Raw genomic sequence first — 16,040 nt, 5'->3', positions numbered from 1 at the left:
GGTAGGGCCAGGTTGGTGTGCGTCAGAGCGCGGCTCTGCGGGGGAAGGTGTTCCAGGGCCGCGTTCCGAGGTCTGGTGGTTCGATCTGGCTCAGCCACCAGAGGTCGAACTCGGCTTCGAGCTTGATCACCGCCGCCCCGACGTTGTCCTTGGTGATTTCCTCGGCGTGATCACGGCTGAGCGCGGCCAGCTTGTCGCGGCCGTTGGCGTCGGGGGTCGTGCCGAGGACGAGCCGGATGGTGACCGCGATCTCCGGCGGGAGCGCTGCGAGCCGCGGGTGCAGACTGAAGATCTGCTATTGGCTTCCGTCGGGCGTGCGCCACTTCGCGTACAGGTCGTAGATCTCCAGCAGGCGGCTGGTGTCTCGGTCGATCTGTCGCTGCCGCTCGACGCGGTCGCGCTCGGCCTGCAGGTTCTCGGCTGCGATGCGGCGTTCTTCCGTGGCCTGCTGGGAACCGCTGCGGGCGACCACGAGTGCGACGATGACGGCCGCTATGGTGCCACCTGCGGCGAGCCAGGTGGGGAGGTCGCCAAGGTGGATCGAGCTCACTCTGCCTCAGCTCTCTGACTTGGATGGGATCCCCACGGTACGGCGCGAGACGTCCGCGGCGGTAGGGCCGCCGCGAACGTCCCGTCGGGGGCCGCGTGTGCGCTCAGCCGTGAACGTCGATGCCGAGCGTGAAGTCGGCGTTCCCGTTCTGCTTCGCCAGGCCGATGATCAGCAGGGCCGCGCCTTCCAGCCACTCCGCCATGGTCAGGTCGCCGGTGTCTCGGGGGTGCAGGCCGAGGGTTTCGATGAACGCTGACACCTCTGCCTTGGCCTGCGGGTCGTCGCCGGCGATGAGGACGTCCGCCGGGCGGTCGACGTCGGCCAGGACTTCGCCGAAGACGACGTCGAACGCCTTCACGACGCGGGCGCTCGCGGGGGCGGCCCTGGCGATCAGCTGCGCGGCGGAGGTGCCGCCGGGGGTGACCTTGGCGCTGAGGTCTTCGGTGAGGGGGTTGCTGATGTCGACGATGATCTTGCCGGCCAGGGCGTCCCCGTACTGCGCGAGGATCGGCGCGGCGGCGGCGTGCGGGACGGCGAGGATGACGATGTCGCCGGCCGGGACGGCGCCGAACGCGCCGGCCGTGGTGCCGCCGCCGAGTTTCTTGGCCAGCTCTTCGGCCTTGGCCGAGTCACGGCCGGTGACCTCGACGGCGTTGCCGCCGCGCACCGCGCGGGCGCCTATCGCCGCGGCCATGGTGCCCAGGCCGACGATGCTGATGGTCCTCATGGTGGTCTTCCTTTCCTTGTCGGGAGAATTCCTTGTCGGGGGAATCGGCTACTTCGCCTGCATCGTCAGCAGGTCGAACTCGTTGCCCTCCGGGTCGGCGAACGTGGTCCACTTGGCGCCCGGGAACGAGATCTCGTTGAGGGGCTTGGCGCCGAGGGCGGTCAGCCGGTCGTGCTCCGCGTCGTAGTTCTCCGTGAGGAGGTCGAGGTGGAGACGGTTCTTGGTGGCCTTGGCCTCGGGGACCTTGTTGAAGAACAGCAGGGGGCCTTTCGCCGGGTCGGTCGCTTCGACCACCACGTTCTCGGGGGTCGGGCCGCGGCTGACCGGGCGGTCGAGGACCTTGCCCCAGAACTCCGCGAGGGGCGCGGGGTCGGCGCAGTCGATGCTCAGGGCGAAGACGCCGAGGCCGGCGGTCGGGGCTTGTGCGGTCATGGCTGGTTCCTTCCGATGGGGCTGGTGTCACGTCGGCGTCGCGGCCGACTGACTTCACCGTCGGCGGTGCCCTTGTGGGAGGGTCAACAGCCCCCCGCGCGCTTGTCCCTCCCCTTGGGGGAGGGGTGGATACTGGCCGAATGCCTGCCGTCCTGACCATCGGCGATTTCTCCCGAGCCACCCAGCTGAGCGTCAAGACGCTCCGCCATTACCACCGCGTCGGCCTGCTGGCGCCGGCCGATGTCGACGCGGACACCGGCTACCGCTGGTACTCCACCGACCAGATCCAGACCGCGCACGTGATCCGCCGGTTCCGGGACCTGGACATGCCGCTGGGCCAGATCCACGCCGTGCTGGCCGCGCCCGACCTCGGCACGCGCAACGAGCTCATCGCCGCGCACATGGCGAGTCTCGAACAGAACCTGGCGCGCACGCAGTCCGCAGTGGCGTCCCTGCGCGACCTGCTGTCCGGGCCGTCCGGCGTCGGCCCGGTCGGGCAGCGCACGGTCGGCGCGACGATGACGGCGGCCATCACCGCCGTCATCACGATGGCGGACCTGGTCCCGTGGTACCTGGGCGCGCTCGGCGAGCTGCACGCCACGCTCGACGCCCGGGGCATGCGGCCGACCGGGTCGGCGGGCGGGTTGTACGCGGGGGAGCTGTTCGCCGACGAGCGCGGCGAGGCCACCGTCTTCGTCCCGACCGCGACCGAGGTCCCGCGCCTGGGACGCGTCGAACCCGCCGTCGTGCCGGCCGCCGAACTCGCGGTCATCGAGCACCGCGGCTCGCTCGCCGACGTCGACCGGGCCTACGGCGCGCTGGCCGCCCACGTCGCCAACCACGAGCTGCGGCTGGACGGCCCCATCCGCGAGTACTACGTGGTCGGCCGACAGGACACCGCCGACGAGAACGCGTGGCGCACCGACGTCTGCTGGCCGGTGTTCAGCACCGGTGTGGCAAACGGAACAGCGACGAGCTCCGGGAGTTAACATAACGTTTGTCGTATGGCTGATCAGCAGGCGAACTTGTTCGGGGATATTGCCCCTGTGAGTGGAGAACCGACCGACCCGCAGCCCACCGATGCCCCCGACGCAGGTTATGTCGCCAATGTCACCAATGGCGCAAACGTCCCCGGCGGACCCGACCGGCAGCACGCCTGGAACCTCGCCGACGTGACCGACACAGGCGGTCTGCGCATCGAGGAGGCGGACGACGACGACCCGATCCTCATAGGCGCCGACGGCGTGCCGGTGGACACCTGGCGCCAGGACTACCCGTACCGCGAACGCCTGGACCGTCTCATGTACGAGCACGACAAGCGGCTGTTGCAGATAGAGCTCCTGAAGCTCCAGAACTGGATCAAGGACACCGGCGGCCGCCTGGTGATCCTGTTCGAGGGCCGGGACGCGGCGGGCAAGGGCGGCACGATCAAGCGCTTCACCGAGCACCTCAACCCGCGCGGCGCGCGGGTCGTCGCCCTGGAGAAGCCCACCGAGCGCGAGCGCACCCAGTGGTACTTCCAGCGCTACGTGACCCACCTGCCGGCGGCCGGCGAGATCGTGATGTTCGACCGCTCCTGGTACAACCGGGCCGGCGTCGAGCGCGTCATGGGCTTCTGCGACCCGGCCGAGTACCTGGAGTTCATGCGCCAGGCGCCGGAGTTCGAGCGGATGCTGGTCCGCGACGGCATCACGCTGGTGAAGTTCTGGTTCTCCGTCTCGCAGGCCGAGCAGCGCACCAGGTTCCTGATCCGCCAGGTCGACCCGGTGCGCCAGTGGAAGCTGAGCCCGATGGACCTGGCCTCGTTGGAGCGCTGGCAGCAGTACACGGACGCGAAGGAGGCGATGTTCTTCTACACCGACACCGCTGACGCGCCCTGGACCGTGATCAAGAGCAACGACAAGAAGCGCGCCCGGCTCGCGGCGATGCAGCACGTGCTCTCGCTGTTCCCGTACGCCAACAAGGATCCCGAGGTCGCGCAGGCGCCCGACCCGCAGATCCTCGGCTCCGCCGCCCTGCTGTCCGAGCGCAGCACCGACGCCGACCCGCACCGGGTGCTGCCGCGCCTGTCCAAAGCCTGAACCGCGCACCGGTCAGTAATTACCGATCAGCAAATATCGATCAGCGATCCGCGATCGCCGGTCAGCGATCGCGGATCGTCGATCGCTGCGATCACCGCAGAAAGCCCTCGTAGTTGTGCTGCTGAAGCTGCGACTCGATCTGCTTCACGGTCTCCAGACCGACGCCGACCATGATCAGGATCGTGGTGCCGCCGAACGGGAACGACGCGCTCGCGTGCAGCCGGTCGAGGGCGATCATCGGGATCGCCGCGATCACCGCCAGGTAGAGCGCGCCGGGCCACATGATGCGCGTCGAGGTGTAGCGCAGGTACTCGACGGTCGGTCGGCCGGCGCGGATGCCGGGGACGAAGCCGCCGTACCTCTTCATGTTGTCGGCGATCTCCACGGCGTCGAACGTGATCGACATGTAGAAGAACGCGAAGCCGAGGATCAGCAGGAGGTAGCTGAGCGTGTAGGTCAGCGGGTACCCGTGGATCGTCGTGGTGAACTGCCGGTTGATCCAGCCCTGCCAGCCCTTCGTCGCGGTCGAGCCGCCGGTCAGCCCGACCAGCATCACCGGCATCTGCAGCACCGACGAGGCGAAGATGACCGGCACGACGCCCGGCTGGTTCAGCTTCAGCGGGATGTACGTCGACGAGCCCCCGTACGCGCGCCGGCCGATCATGCGCTTGGAGTACTGGACCGGGATCCGGCGCTGGCCCTGCTCGACGAACACGACCGCGGCCACGGTCACCACGCCCAACAGCAGCACGGCGCAGAACACCGGCCAGCCGTCCAGGGTGTGCGAGGCCAGCTTGATCGCCCACAGCGAGTCCGGGAACCGGGCGGCGATCGAGGTGAACATCAGGACCGACATCCCGTTGCCGACGCCGCGGTCGGTGACCAGCTCCCCGAGCCACATCAGCAGCGAGGTCGCGGCCGTCATGATGATGACCATCACGACCGTGCCCTCCCACGTCACCGTGGGGTAGAAGACGGCGGTCGTGCTGCATCTGCTGCCAAGGAGATAGCCGGGGTTGTTGCGGGCCGCGGTCAGCGTCATCGTCGATTCCAGGACCGACAGGCCGATGGTCAGGTAGCGCGTGTACTGCGTGATCTTCGCCTGTCCGGCCTGGCCCTCCTGCTTCAGCGCCTCCAGCCGCGGGATCACGACGGTGAGCAGCTGCAGGATGATCGACGCCGTGATGTAGGGCGTGATGCCGAGCGCGAAGATGGACAGTTGCAGGAGCGCGCCGCCGGAGAACAGGTTGAGCAGGCCGAAGGCCTGGCTGCCGGTACCGGATTGCGCCGACGCCCCGGTGCAGGCGGCTAGCGCCCTGGTGTTGACGCCGGGCAGCGGGATGTGGGCGCCGAAGCGGTAGACGGCCATGATGGCCAGCGTGAACAGTAACTTTCTTCGCAAATCGGGCGTGCGGAACGCGCGGAAGAACGCGGTGAGCATCGACGGCCCTCCGTGGGAGATGAAGATCTAGAGTTTTTGGGCAGCTTGGATGGCTTGCGAAGCGTGAGTGGTTTTGTGCGAGCCCGGTCCTACAGCCAGGCGGCCTTCCTGAGGACGGTCAGCGTGCCGCGGTGCGCCGTGCGCCAGGTCGCGACGGCGTTCGCCATGGAAGCCGTGACGGTGGACGTGGGCGCAGCGGTAGTCGTGGGTTCAGAAGGCGTCCGGAGGTCCGGCAGATCAGGGCCCGTATTGCCGCTGTGCGTGCCGCTGCCGGGGATGTTGACGGGCCGCGCCGCCGCGCCTGATTCGTTGAGCGCGTAAGCGGTTCCCAGCCCGATCGCCGCCGCGGCGGCCGCCGACCCGACGGCCTTGCCGACCGTCCGGTGCCGCCGGACCCGCCGCCCGCGGTCGAGCGCGCGGCGGGTCATCGCGTCGATGTCGGGGCGGCACTCGGCCGCGGTGGCGTCGAAGGCCGCGCGCACCGTTCCCGTGCCGTCGGCGGCGGTCTCGAAGATGTCGGTGGACACTGGTGGGCCGTCCTTCCTTCTGGTGGGTCTGCTGGGATCGGTGGGTGCGGCTAGCCGGGGAGCCGTTCGGGGAACACCTCGCCGAGCGCGAGGCGCAGTCGGCCCAGGGCCCGCGAGGACTGCGTGCGGACGGAGGCGGAGCTGATGTTCAGGACCGCCGCGACGTCCTCGACGCTGAGGTCCTCCCAGTACCGGAGCACGACCACGGCCCGGTCCCGGGCGGACAGGTTCGCCAGCTCCGCGAGCAGCGTCAGCCGCACCGCGGAGTCGACGTCCTCGATGACCCGGTCCGGTGGATCGGCGATCGGCTGCTCCGTCGAGCGCTTCCGGCGGCGCTGGCTGATGAAGGTGCGGGTGAGGACGGTCTGCGCGTAGGCGGCGGGGTGCTCGACCCTGCTGACCCGGCGCCAGGCCAGGTACACCTTGACGAGCGTGTCCTGCGTGAGGTCCTCGGCGAGGTGCCAGTCGCCCCCGGCCAGGAAGTACGCGGTACGGAAGAGTCGGGCCCCGTGTGCGGCAGTGAACTCCTGGAAGGCCTGCCGGTCATCCTTCATCTCCCCTTGCCTTCATCGCCCGTGCTGGTTGACGTCCACATAAGGTTCAACGCGCGAGGGCGGGCGCCTTGTGACAGCTTTCGGCGAGGAATTCTCCGGCGGTGGGAAGGCGGCGTCGCCACTAACTTCTTTCATCGTTTTTGCTGGTTAGACTGGGACACGAAGACAAGGACGACCGGCGAAGGTGCGCCAGGAGGGTGGAAGGTGTCGATGGTGACCATGCCGATGGCGGAGCCCGCCGATGAGCAACTGTTGCTGAACCTGCTCAACACGACGCCTGTGGTGGACGGGCAGGAGCGCGACGAGCTCGGCGACTTCGCGCTGGCGCGGCAATGGCTGGCGGCCAACGGGCAGAAGGCGATGAAGCACGAGTGGCAGGGGCTGCTGGAGCTGCGGCCGGTTCTGCAGGCGATCGTCCGTGGCGAACAGAGCCCGACGGCGCTCGCGGCGTTCCTGGACGGGGTCGGCTACTGGCCGCGTGCCACGGCGGACGGTCTCGACTGGGACTTGCGGGCTCCGGAGGGGCGCGTCGCGGCCGCGAAGGCCGTGGTCGCCTGGGATGCGCTGCGGATTTCGAGCCCGGGGCGGCTTCGGGCCTGTGCGAATGCGGAGTGCCAGCTGTTCCTGATCGATCGGAGCAAGCCGAACAGCGCGAAGTGGTGCTCGATGGCTGTGTGCGGCAACCGGATGAAGGCGCGTCGGCACTACCACCGGGCTGGTGAGACGGCTTAGGCGCGCCGAACGCCCCCGCATCTCCGTGACTAACCCTTAAAGTCGTCTTGACAGGTTAGGTCGGGCACGGTTGACTGAGACACGTCACCGACCAGCGGTCAAGGAGATGTGAAATGAGCAACGGAGTGGACTACCGGTCTGCCCAGGTCGACGGTCTGAAGGTCTTCTACCGCGAGGCGGGTCCTGCGGATGCGCCGGTCGTGCTGCTGCTGCACGGCTTCCCGACCGCCGGCCACATGTTCCGGGACCTGATCCCGGCCCTGGCCGAGCGCTACCGGGTCATCGCCCCGGACCTGCCGGGCTTCGGCCAGTCCGGGATGCCCGGCCGCGAGGAGTTCGACTACACCTTCGCGCACATCGCCGAGGTCATCGACCGGTTCACCGAGGAGCTCGGCCTCGACCGGTACGCGATCTACGTGTTCGACTACGGCGCGCCGACCGGCCTCCGCCTGGCGACCCTGCACCCGGAGCGGGTCACGGCGATCATCTCGCAGAACGGCAACGCGTACGAAGAGGGCCTGAGCGACGGCTGGACGCCGATCCGCGCCTACTGGGAGGACCCGTCGCAGGCCAACCGGGACGCGCTGCGCACCTTCCTGTCGCCGGAGATGGTGGCGTGGCAGTACACGCACGGTACCCCCGAGTCCGCGACCGTCTCCCCGGACGGATACAGCCTCGACAGCTACTACCTCGCGCGCCCCGGCGCCGACGAGGTCCAGCTGGACCTGATGGGCGACTACAAGTCGAACGTCGAGCTGTACCCGGCCTTCCAGGAGTACTTCCGCAAGCACACGCCGCCGCTGCTCGCCGCGTGGGGCCGCAACGACCCCTTCTTCCTGCCGGCCGGAGCCGAGGCCTACCGCCGCGACAACCCGAACGCCACGGTGCGCTTTTTCGACACCGGCCACTTCGCGCTTGAGACGCACGCCGACGAGATCGCCGCCGCGATCCTCGACTTCCTGGCGGACGCAGGACTCTGAGGACTCTGAGGTACTTAGGAGCCAGCCATGACCAGCGAGACTGTCACCGTCGTGCTCGCGCACGGGGCCTGGGCCGACGGATCCAGTTGGGGAAAAGTGATCGGCGCCTTGGAGGCGGCCGGCGTTCGTACCATCGCGGCTCAGCTTCCGCTGACGTCTCGATCGCGGGCTTCGCCGCCGCCGTGGGGCCGGTCGACCACCTCGTGAGCACGGCGTCGGCGCGGGCTCGTGGTGTGCTCGGCGAGCTCGATCGCGGCGCGGTTCTGAACTCGATCAACACCAAGGTGCTCGGTCCGCTGATGCTCGCCAAGCACTTCGCGCCGCAGATCGCGGCCGACGGCTCGTTCACGCTGTTCTCCGGCGTCGCGGCGTTCAAGCCGGCTGTCGGCTACCTCGGTGTCGCAATCACCGACGGCGCCGCGGACTTCCTGGCCCGCTGCCTGGCCTTGGAGCTTGCGCCGATCCGCGTCAACGCGATCTCGCCCGGCGTCATCGACGCCGGCGCGTGGGACGCCATGGGCGAGGAGGGCAAGTAGGCGTACTTCGAGCACTTCCGCACGCACAACCCGGCGCGGCGGATCGGCACCTCGCAGGACATCGCGGACGCCGTGCTGTTCGCGATGACCAACCCGTTCCTCACCGGCGTCACGTTGCGCGTCGACGGCGGAGAGCCGCTGACCTGAGCCGCGCTGCGTCATGCCGCGTCGCATCCGGCCTCATCAGCTCGGATGCGGAGGCGTACTGTGCGGCTCGTGATCCTCGAAGCCGCATATCTGCTGCCGGCCGCGGTGTGGACCGGCTCCATGACCTACAGCCTCGCCGTCGTGCAGCCGCGGAGTGCGCGGTTCTTCCGCGACGACGATCAGCTGGAGGAGTTCCTGACGGTCCTCGCGCACGGGAACCGCTGGCGCGTGCTGGCGATGGCGGGGGTGCTGATCGCGAGTGCCACGGCGATCATCGTCGCGTGTCCGTGGGCCGGGGCGCGGGTGGTCTACGGCATCGCGCTCGCGTTGGATGTGGCGGCGACCGCCGTGTTCCTGCACGTGTCGTGGCGCCATTGGCCGGCGCGCGTCTTCGCACTCCCGGAGGAGCGCCCGGACTTCCGGCGCCGGTTGCTGGTGAGCGCGCGGGCGATCTGGCTGCTGGTCGGGGCCGGGTTCGTGCTCACGCTGGTCGCGAGTGTGGGGCGCGGCTAGGTGCGGGTGGTCGTCGCGGGGTCGAGCGGGCTGATCGGCGGCGCGTTGTGTGCTGCCTATCGCGAGGACGGCCACGAGGTGGTCCGGTTGGTCCGCCGACCGACACAGGCCCCTGACGAGGTGCAGTGGGACAGTGAGCGTCCGGACCCCCGCCTCGTCGACGGTGCCGACGCCGTGATCAACCTGGCCGGCGCCCCGCTCGGCGACCGCCGCTGGAACGCCCGCTACCGCGACCTGATCGCCTCCAGCCGCATCGGCACGGCATCAGCGTTGGCCACGATGACGGCACGCGCCGCCGCAAAGCCGCCGGTGCTGGTGTCGATGTCAGGCATCAGGTACTACGGCGTCGACCGCGGCGACGAAGAACTCACCGAGGCGAGCACGCCGGGAACCGACGGGTTCCTGCCGCGCGTCACGTCGCAGTGGGAAGCCGCCACCCGACTGGCCGCCGAAGCCGGAGTACGCGTCTGCCACCTGCGAACCGCTCTCGTGCTGTCGGCCACCGGCGGCCTGGTTCCGCGCCTGATGACCCCGTTCCGCTACGGCCTCGGCACCACCCTCGGATCGGGCCGGGCCTATTGGAGCTTCCTGACGCTGCACGACACCGTCGCGGCCATCCGCTTCCTGGCCGAGCACCCGCAGGCCGACGGCCCCTACAACCTCTCAGCGCCAGCCCCGATCCGCGCGAACGACTTCACGAACGCCCTGGCATCGGCGCTCGGCAGACCGGCGTGGCTACGCCTGCCGGTCTGGGCGTTGCGCATCGGCGTCGGACAGATGGGACCGGAGGTGCTGGGCAGCTTGCGGGTCCTGCCGGAGCGGTTGACGGCTGCCGGATTCCGGTTCCGTGACGCGGACATCGAGTCCGCGCTGAGCGCGGCGCTTCGGGAACGCCCGAACTCCGCGTAGCCGCGCATATCCATCGCACGCGAGCGTGCCGGTCACGCTGCCGACGGCACACCGGTCACGCCCCACCAGTCACCCCCGCGCCTCGGCATCCAGCACCGTCCGAATCAGCGCCGCGCGACTCGACACTCCCAGCTTCCGATAGATCTGCCCGAGGTGGGCGTCGACCGTCCGCCTGCTCAGGAACAGCCGTTCGGCGATCTGCACGCTCGTGACCCCGGTGCTCGCCAACGCCGCGATCTCGCGCTCGCGCGTGGTGAGCGCCGCGAGCGCGTCGGTCGCCTCGCGCTGCACGCTCCGCTCGGCCGCCTTCTCCGCGAGCCGGGTCCGCTGCTTCGACGTCTCGTCGACCAACAGCGTCGCCTCGCACTGCTCTGCCAGGGTCGTCGCGCGGTCGAGCCAATCCCGCGCCTGCCGCTGGTGTCCGAGCGCCGCCGCCAGCGTGGCTGCCTCCGACAGGGCGCGGCAGACCTCGATGCGCTCGCCGCTCGCGGCGAAGCCCTCGATGGCCTGTTGGGCGCTGGCGAGGGCCCCTTTGAGATCGTCGCGCAGCCACTGGGCCCGCATGCGTGCGCGGAAGGCGAAGGCGCGGGTGCTCGCCGAGGGGAGTTGTTCGAGGGAGGCCTCGGCCAGTGCGGCCCAGCGGTCAGCCGCTACCGGATCCTTCTCGCGGAACGCTATTTCGGAGAGGGTGTCGCAGGATCGTGTCCTGCGGGCCGCTATCAGGTTGGGGAGGTCCGGGCCGCCCGCCGCCTCCAACAGGAGTCTGCCGGCCCGGGGCGCGTCTCCCGTGAGCAGGACGATCTCGGCCCGGCGGCAGCGGACCACGACCGCCCATACCGTCGTGCGGGTCTCGGTCCAGGCCGCGGCCTGGTCGGCCCAGGCGAGGGCCCGTCGCTGCGCGTCGTCCTCGTTCGTCCACACCAACGCCGAGGCCCGGATGATCGCGAGGATCGCCTTGGTCGCCGGGTTCTCGGCGTTCTCGACGTACAGGTCCGCCTCGTCGAGGGTGGCCAGCGCACGCTTCACGCTGCCGGCGCGGGCCTGCGTGTCCGCCAGCGTCTTCAGGATCATCGGCAGGATGTACGTCTGTCCGCTGCGCCGCGACAAAGCCGCGCCGCGGATCAGGTGGCGCTCGCCGTCGGCCAGGCGGGACAGCATCGTCTCGCTGAAGCCGAGTTGGTAGACGGCCTCCAGGCTCCGCAACAGCGCGGCGTCGGAGGCGGCGTCGACGAGTTCGGCGGCTTGGGTGATCGCCACTTCGGCCGCGTCCAGCTCGTCCGAGGACAGCAGCGCCATCGCCGCCTGGGCCTGGGCCAGGGCCTCGCCGACGGAGTCGTGGACGCCGTGGGCCAACGCGGCGGCGACCTCGGCGTGCTGCCGCGCCCGCACGTAGTCGGCCTGGTCCAGGGCGTTGTCGGCCTGCATGCTGTGCAGCGCGGCGGCGGCCGAGTCGTCGTCCGGCACGGTCGCCAGGCCCGAGCGCAGGATCGCGGCGGATTCGGACAGCTGCCCGAGTTGGCGTTCGAGGCGGCCGGCGACGGCCACCGCGGTCACGTCGCCGGTCGGGTTGCCGACGATCGCGGGCAGCGTGTGCAGCAGGCTGCGGCCTTCGGACGCCTGTCCGGTCAACAGCTGTGCGCGGGCCAGCAGGACCTGTGCCTCGCGCTGCTCCGGCGAGTTCTCCTGCAGCTGCGGGAGCGCGGCCTGCAGGTACCGTGCCGCGTCGGCGGGAGCCGTGTGGATGGTCAGGCGCGCCGCGGCCAGCAGCGTGGCCGTGTGCTCCGGGCGGCTCGGATCGGCCGCGCGGGTCAGGTGGTGGGCGCGCCGGGCGATCGGCGCGGCCTGGCTGGCCAGCACGCTTTCGGCGCGCAGGTGGATGGTGATGCGCGAGCCGGGGTCGATGCGCCGGTACACGACCTCGCTCACGGCCGGGTGGCGCACGGCGAACCGCGCGATCGTGCCGGTCGGCCGCACGATGTCCAGCCGGGTCAGCGAGTCCAGCGCGTCCAGGGCCTCGGTGGCCGACAGCCCGGCGACGGCGGCGATCAGCTGCGGGTGGGCCGGTTCGCCGAGCACGGCCAGGGTCTGCAACGTCGTCAGGGCGGTGGGTTCCAGCTCGGCGAGTTCGCCGACGACCGCGCGGGCGGCGTCCGCGTGCGGGTCGCCGTCGGCGCTCAGGATCCTGAGGTACTGCGGGTTGCCGCCGGAGGCCTCGTGGACGGCGGCGAGGTTGGGGATGTCGCCGACGAGCGCTCGGGCTTCGTCCCGGGAGAGCGGGCCGAGTTCCCACACGTCGAGTAGATCCGCGGCCACAGCTCGGGATATAGCCGCAGCAACCGCGGGGGCCAGCTGGCGGCGGCGGTAGGCCAGCAGCAACAGCATCGGGGCGTCGGTCGCCGCGCGGATGAGGCGTTCCAGGGCCGGCAGGTCGTCGGAGGCTATGCGGTGCAGCTCGTCCGCGACGGCGACGACGGGGCTGCCTGTCGGCGTACCGATCGCGCCGGATGTACCGATCGCGCCGGACGTACCGGCCGCGCCGCCCGCGCCCACGGCCGCGATGACGTCCCCGAACGCCGAGCCGACCACCTGGATCCCGGCCGCCCGCGCCCGCGCCGCCAGGTGCGTGACCAGCATGCTCTTCCCGATGCCGGGCTCCCCGGCCAGGGCGATCGCCCGCCCCCGCCCCGCCTGCAGCCGCATCAGGGCACTGTCCAGCGCGCTGACTTCGGCGGTCCGGCCGATCACCTGCCGTGGGCGGTCGGCGGCGCCGCGTTCTGGGGCTGTCGCCATGTTGCCTCCTGGAGCGATCCGCAGCGAATCCATACCAGCGATCCGCCGGTCACCATATGTCAGCAGTCTTAGTGAAACGGCTGGCTCGGGAGTCGGGTTCACCAGCATGTGACCCATATAGTCCGGGGCACGCCGGGGACGATATCAGTGCCCTTCGCACAACTACCTACACCCGGGCCACGGTGATGTCCCGTATTTGTACCGATGCGCTGTCGGCCAATACCGCATTCACTTGGTGTGCGCGGTCGAGGCCACCTCAGGCGACGGCCCGGTGTTCTACTCAGAATCAGCCACTGGATGTGCTCCATACCCCCACACCACGCTCGGTGCCTGAGAGGGCGGATTGTCACCATCAGCCCTCTGAAGTCCGTCGGTGCCCGCCTGTCCGGACCCGAGGAGTCTGACATGCCCGTGTATGAAGACGCCGACACATCCACATTCGCCGCGCCGGAGACCTTCGTGGCGGCCAGGTGATCATGACTGCCGCCACCGATGCCGCGCAGGCCCGGTGGTTCCGCGACCAGAACGGGCGCGCGGGCGGGATCAGGCTGTTCTGCCTGCCCCCGGCGGGGGCCGGGGCCTCGACCTTCCGCGGCTGGCCGGAGATGCTCGGGCCCGGCGTCCAGGTGACCGCGATCCAGCTCCCGGGCCGCGAGGACCGCATCCGGGAGCCCGCGTACGACCGCCTGGACGGCCTGCTCGACGAGCTGGTGCCGGTCCTGGCCGGCGCCCTGGACGGCCCGTACGCGCTGTTCGGGCACAGCATGGGCGCCCTGATCGCCTACGAGGCGGCCCGCCGCCTGGTCGCGCAGGGTGCCCCGCCCCCGGTCCACCTGTTCGCCTCGGCCCACGGCGCACCACACGCGCCCTACCGGCGCAGCTACGTCAGCAGCCTGCCGGAGCCGGAGTTCAAGCGCGCCATGATGTCCCTGAACGAGATTCCCAAGGCAGCCATTGAGGAAGCGGCATTCCTCAGCCTGCTGTTACCGACCCTGCGGGCCGACTTCCAGCTCTGCGAGACCTACCGGTACGCCGACGGCGAGCCGCTGCCCTGCCGACTGACCGCCCTGGTCGGCGCCGACGACGACGTCTCCCCGATGGACCTGGCACTGTGGCGGGAACTGAACACCGGTCCGTTCCGGATCCGGGTGATCGACGGCGACGTCACCTTCCTCGTGAAGCACCGCCGGCAGGTCGCCGAGGTGGTCCGGGCAGGATTGGCGGGGGAGTTCTGACGGCGCGGCCAGTCCGCACCGGCCCCTTGCCGATTTGAACGCGAACGTCGCATCATGGGTGCGGGCCGACCGACGCCAGAGTCGGACGGCCCGAGGGGACCGGCGCACCGACGAGTTCGAGCGGACCGCTACCCGGCAGCCCACTCCAAGGATGTGCCGATGTCCTCCGCTCCACAGCAATCCGGCGTGCTCGCTCCCAGGCTCGACCTCGGCGGCACGACCCCGTACGACGACTACATCCGGGCCTCCGTCCTCTCCGGCCTCCAGCAGACCCGCACCGAGGACCCCGGCGAGATGGCGTTCATCGTCACCAGCCAGGTCATGGAGCTCTGGTTCACCCTCCTGGTCCACGAATGGCAGACCGCCTCGGCGGCCCTGGCCGACGACGACCTCCCCACCGCACTGGCGGCCCTGCACCGCAGCCTGGACGAACTGGCCGCCCTGAACGCCTCCTGGCAACCCCTGGCCCAACTCACCCCGACGCAGTTCAACGCCTACCGCCCAGCCCTCGGCGACGGCTCAGGCTTCCAGTCCGCGATGTACCGCCGCCTGGAGTTCCTCCTCGGCGAGCGCTCGGCCTCAATGCTCGTCCCGCACACCGGCACCCCGCAGATGCACACCGAACTCCAGCAGGCACTCCACGAACCGAGCCTCTACGACGAAGTCCTGCACCTCCTGCACCGCCGCGGCCACCAGATCCCGCAAACAGTCCTGAACCGCGACCTCGCCCACCGCTACGAGAGCAACCCAACAGTCGAGCAAACCTGGGCCGACATCTACGCCACCCCCGACCACAACCCGGACCTGATCCACCTCGGCGAAGCCCTGACCAACGTCGCCGAAGCAATGTGGCGCTGGCGCGGCGACCACCTGATGGCGACCCGCAGGGCGATGGGCGCGAAGGTCGGCACCGGCGGCTCAGCCGGCGTCGCGTGGCTGGCGAAGCGCGCTGAGACTTTGGTGTTCCCGGAGCTGTGGACGGCGCGCAGCAGAGTGTGAGGCTGGGCTGCGACGCCAGCCAGCCGCCTTCGATGACAGGCCCCTGATGGTGACGGGCAAGCGCGACCTGCGACGTGGTGAGGGGGTCCGAAGGACCATGCGGGGTGTTGGTTCTGGGTCCCTCGCCGCGTCAGCGGGCGCAGCCAACCTGCCCGGTCTGCAATGCCGCGTAGTTAAGGGTTCTGGCCCGCTGTCAAATGTGGTCAATTTGACCAGGTGGGCCCTTGGATGCGACGCCCTCGCGGTCGCCGAGATATGGCAATCCGGGCATATCGAACAGCACTGAGGGTCAAATTGTCCTAGTTGACAAGGCTCCAGAATCCTTAACTACGCGGCATTGGCCCGGTCTGGCGGTGTCAAGCCGAACGCGAAACGACCACAGCAGCAGGGGTGCGGCTTGATTCCGCCAGACCGGGCTGGTTCCGTTTACGGCGATGACGCGGCGAGGGACCCAGAACCCGGTGACCACAAGCAGCACCGCCGCCGACCAGCGCGGCGCAGGCAACAGCGGATAGAAAGCCGAACAGTCGCGGGCCGCCGCCAAACTACCGGACGCGCGGGTCGCCCCCTCGTCGAGGAGGCCCGCCAGAGGCCTCAACGCACCCACCAAACGCGGCAGACAGCCGCCAGACCAAACGCGTGCGCAGTGACTCGGACCTGTGCGCGGTCGTGGACGCGAAAACCGTAAGCCGCCAGCGCACCACGCCCAGACTTGGACCAGTGCGCGGTCGTGTTCGCGAATACCGCCGGCCGCCAGCGCGGCATGCGGGGCTCAACCGAACTGCGTCCCCTGCGAGGCCATCCAACCATTCGCGAAGCCGTAAAAATCGCCTGTAAAACCCCAGACCAATCGCATCCCGCTCAGCCCACCGAGCCCCGAGCCCGAC

Annotated in this window: 17 protein-coding genes; 11 read left to right on the top strand and 6 right to left on the bottom strand. The window is 69.9% G+C overall.

Annotated elements, in window-relative coordinates:
• Nucleotides 1-568 (top strand): hypothetical protein (locus GWK61_RS57560; RefSeq protein WP_228563893.1); only part of this gene is annotated, 568 nt, incomplete at its 5' end.
• An 85-nt stretch (nucleotides 569-653) separates the two neighbouring features.
• On the opposite strand, the gene GWK61_RS43095 is transcribed toward GWK61_RS57560, so the two are convergent.
• A complete protein-coding gene (locus GWK61_RS43095; RefSeq protein WP_194917909.1) occupies nucleotides 654-1,277 on the bottom strand; it encodes an NADPH-dependent F420 reductase in 624 nt (207 codons plus the stop codon).
• 48 nt (nucleotides 1,278-1,325) lie between these two features.
• A complete protein-coding gene (locus tag GWK61_RS43090; RefSeq protein ID WP_194917907.1) occupies nucleotides 1,326-1,709 on the bottom strand; it encodes a VOC family protein in 384 nt (127 codons plus the stop codon).
• A gap of 140 nt (nucleotides 1,710-1,849) precedes the next feature.
• Between GWK61_RS43090 and GWK61_RS43085 the strand changes: the two genes are divergently transcribed.
• Together GWK61_RS43085 and ppk2 are read left to right on the top strand one after the other, a co-directional pair.
• Nucleotides 1,850-2,698: a MerR family transcriptional regulator gene (locus GWK61_RS43085; protein WP_194917905.1), complete on the top strand. Its 849-nt coding sequence runs from the start codon at nucleotides 1,850-1,852 to the stop codon at nucleotides 2,696-2,698.
• A 183-nt stretch (nucleotides 2,699-2,881) separates the two neighbouring features.
• Nucleotides 2,882-3,790, top strand: coding sequence for a polyphosphate kinase 2 (gene ppk2, locus GWK61_RS43080; RefSeq protein ID WP_194917915.1), 909 nt, complete (start codon nucleotides 2,882-2,884; stop codon nucleotides 3,788-3,790).
• Between the two features lie 91 nt (nucleotides 3,791-3,881).
• On the opposite strand, the gene secY is transcribed toward ppk2, so the two are convergent.
• From secY to GWK61_RS43065, 3 genes are all read right to left on the bottom strand, one after another.
• A complete protein-coding gene (gene secY / locus GWK61_RS43075) occupies nucleotides 3,882-5,231 on the bottom strand; it encodes a preprotein translocase subunit SecY (protein ID WP_194917903.1) in 1,350 nt (449 codons plus the stop codon).
• 89 nt (nucleotides 5,232-5,320) lie between these two features.
• Nucleotides 5,321-5,758, bottom strand: a complete 438-nt coding sequence (locus tag GWK61_RS43070) for a hypothetical protein (protein ID WP_194917901.1) — start codon at nucleotides 5,756-5,758, stop codon at nucleotides 5,321-5,323.
• Nucleotides 5,759-5,808: 50 nt separating this feature from the next.
• Entirely contained in the window at nucleotides 5,809-6,312 is a 504-nt protein-coding gene (locus GWK61_RS43065; protein WP_194917899.1) for a SigE family RNA polymerase sigma factor, read from the bottom strand.
• Nucleotides 6,313-6,522: 210 nt separating this feature from the next.
• Here GWK61_RS43065 and GWK61_RS43060 point away from each other — a divergent pair, with 210 nt between their 5' ends.
• The 6 genes from GWK61_RS43060 (at nucleotide 6,523) to GWK61_RS43035 (ending at nucleotide 10,129) form a co-directional block, all read left to right on the top strand.
• A complete protein-coding gene (locus GWK61_RS43060; RefSeq protein ID WP_228563895.1) occupies nucleotides 6,523-7,044 on the top strand; it encodes a CGNR zinc finger domain-containing protein in 522 nt (173 codons plus the stop codon).
• Between the two features lie 113 nt (nucleotides 7,045-7,157).
• Entirely contained in the window at nucleotides 7,158-8,024 is an 867-nt protein-coding gene (locus GWK61_RS43055) for an alpha/beta fold hydrolase (protein WP_194917897.1), read from the top strand.
• A gap of 27 nt (nucleotides 8,025-8,051) precedes the next feature.
• Nucleotides 8,052-8,231 (top strand): lipase family protein, encoded by a 180-nt coding sequence (locus GWK61_RS43050; RefSeq protein ID WP_228563891.1) that lies wholly within the window; start codon nucleotides 8,052-8,054, stop codon nucleotides 8,229-8,231.
• The gene (locus GWK61_RS57555) at nucleotides 8,228-8,560 is read left to right on the top strand and encodes an SDR family oxidoreductase (protein WP_323748018.1); all 333 of its coding nucleotides are present in this window, start codon (nucleotides 8,228-8,230) and stop codon (nucleotides 8,558-8,560) included. The genes GWK61_RS43050 and GWK61_RS57555 overlap by 4 nt, the downstream gene beginning before the upstream one ends.
• Before the next feature lie 216 nt (nucleotides 8,561-8,776).
• Nucleotides 8,777-9,220, top strand: coding sequence for a hypothetical protein (locus GWK61_RS43040; RefSeq protein ID WP_194917895.1), 444 nt, complete (start codon nucleotides 8,777-8,779; stop codon nucleotides 9,218-9,220).
• Complete coding sequence (locus GWK61_RS43035) at nucleotides 9,221-10,129, top strand: TIGR01777 family oxidoreductase (RefSeq protein WP_194917893.1); 909 nt, start codon at nucleotides 9,221-9,223, stop codon at nucleotides 10,127-10,129.
• A 69-nt stretch (nucleotides 10,130-10,198) separates the two neighbouring features.
• On the opposite strand, the gene GWK61_RS43030 is transcribed toward GWK61_RS43035, so the two are convergent.
• The gene (locus GWK61_RS43030; protein ID WP_194917891.1) at nucleotides 10,199-12,919 is read right to left on the bottom strand and encodes a LuxR C-terminal-related transcriptional regulator; all 2,721 of its coding nucleotides are present in this window, start codon (nucleotides 12,917-12,919) and stop codon (nucleotides 10,199-10,201) included.
• Between the two features lie 476 nt (nucleotides 12,920-13,395).
• Between GWK61_RS43030 and GWK61_RS43025 the strand changes: the two genes are divergently transcribed.
• Both GWK61_RS43025 and GWK61_RS43020 read left to right on the top strand, forming a co-directional pair.
• A complete protein-coding gene (locus GWK61_RS43025; RefSeq protein ID WP_194917889.1) occupies nucleotides 13,396-14,154 on the top strand; it encodes a thioesterase II family protein in 759 nt (252 codons plus the stop codon).
• Between the two features lie 159 nt (nucleotides 14,155-14,313).
• Nucleotides 14,314-15,153, top strand: coding sequence for a tryptophan 2,3-dioxygenase (locus tag GWK61_RS43020; protein WP_194917886.1), 840 nt, complete (start codon nucleotides 14,314-14,316; stop codon nucleotides 15,151-15,153).
• Nucleotides 15,154-16,040 lie beyond the last annotated feature (887 nt).

The organism is Catenulispora rubra (assembly GCF_015356825.1).
Taxonomy (GTDB): domain Bacteria; phylum Actinomycetota; class Actinomycetes; order Streptomycetales; family Catenulisporaceae; genus Catenulispora; species Catenulispora rubra.
Note: the sequence above shows the minus strand (reverse complement) of the source record. Positions and strands in the feature narration are given on the sequence as shown.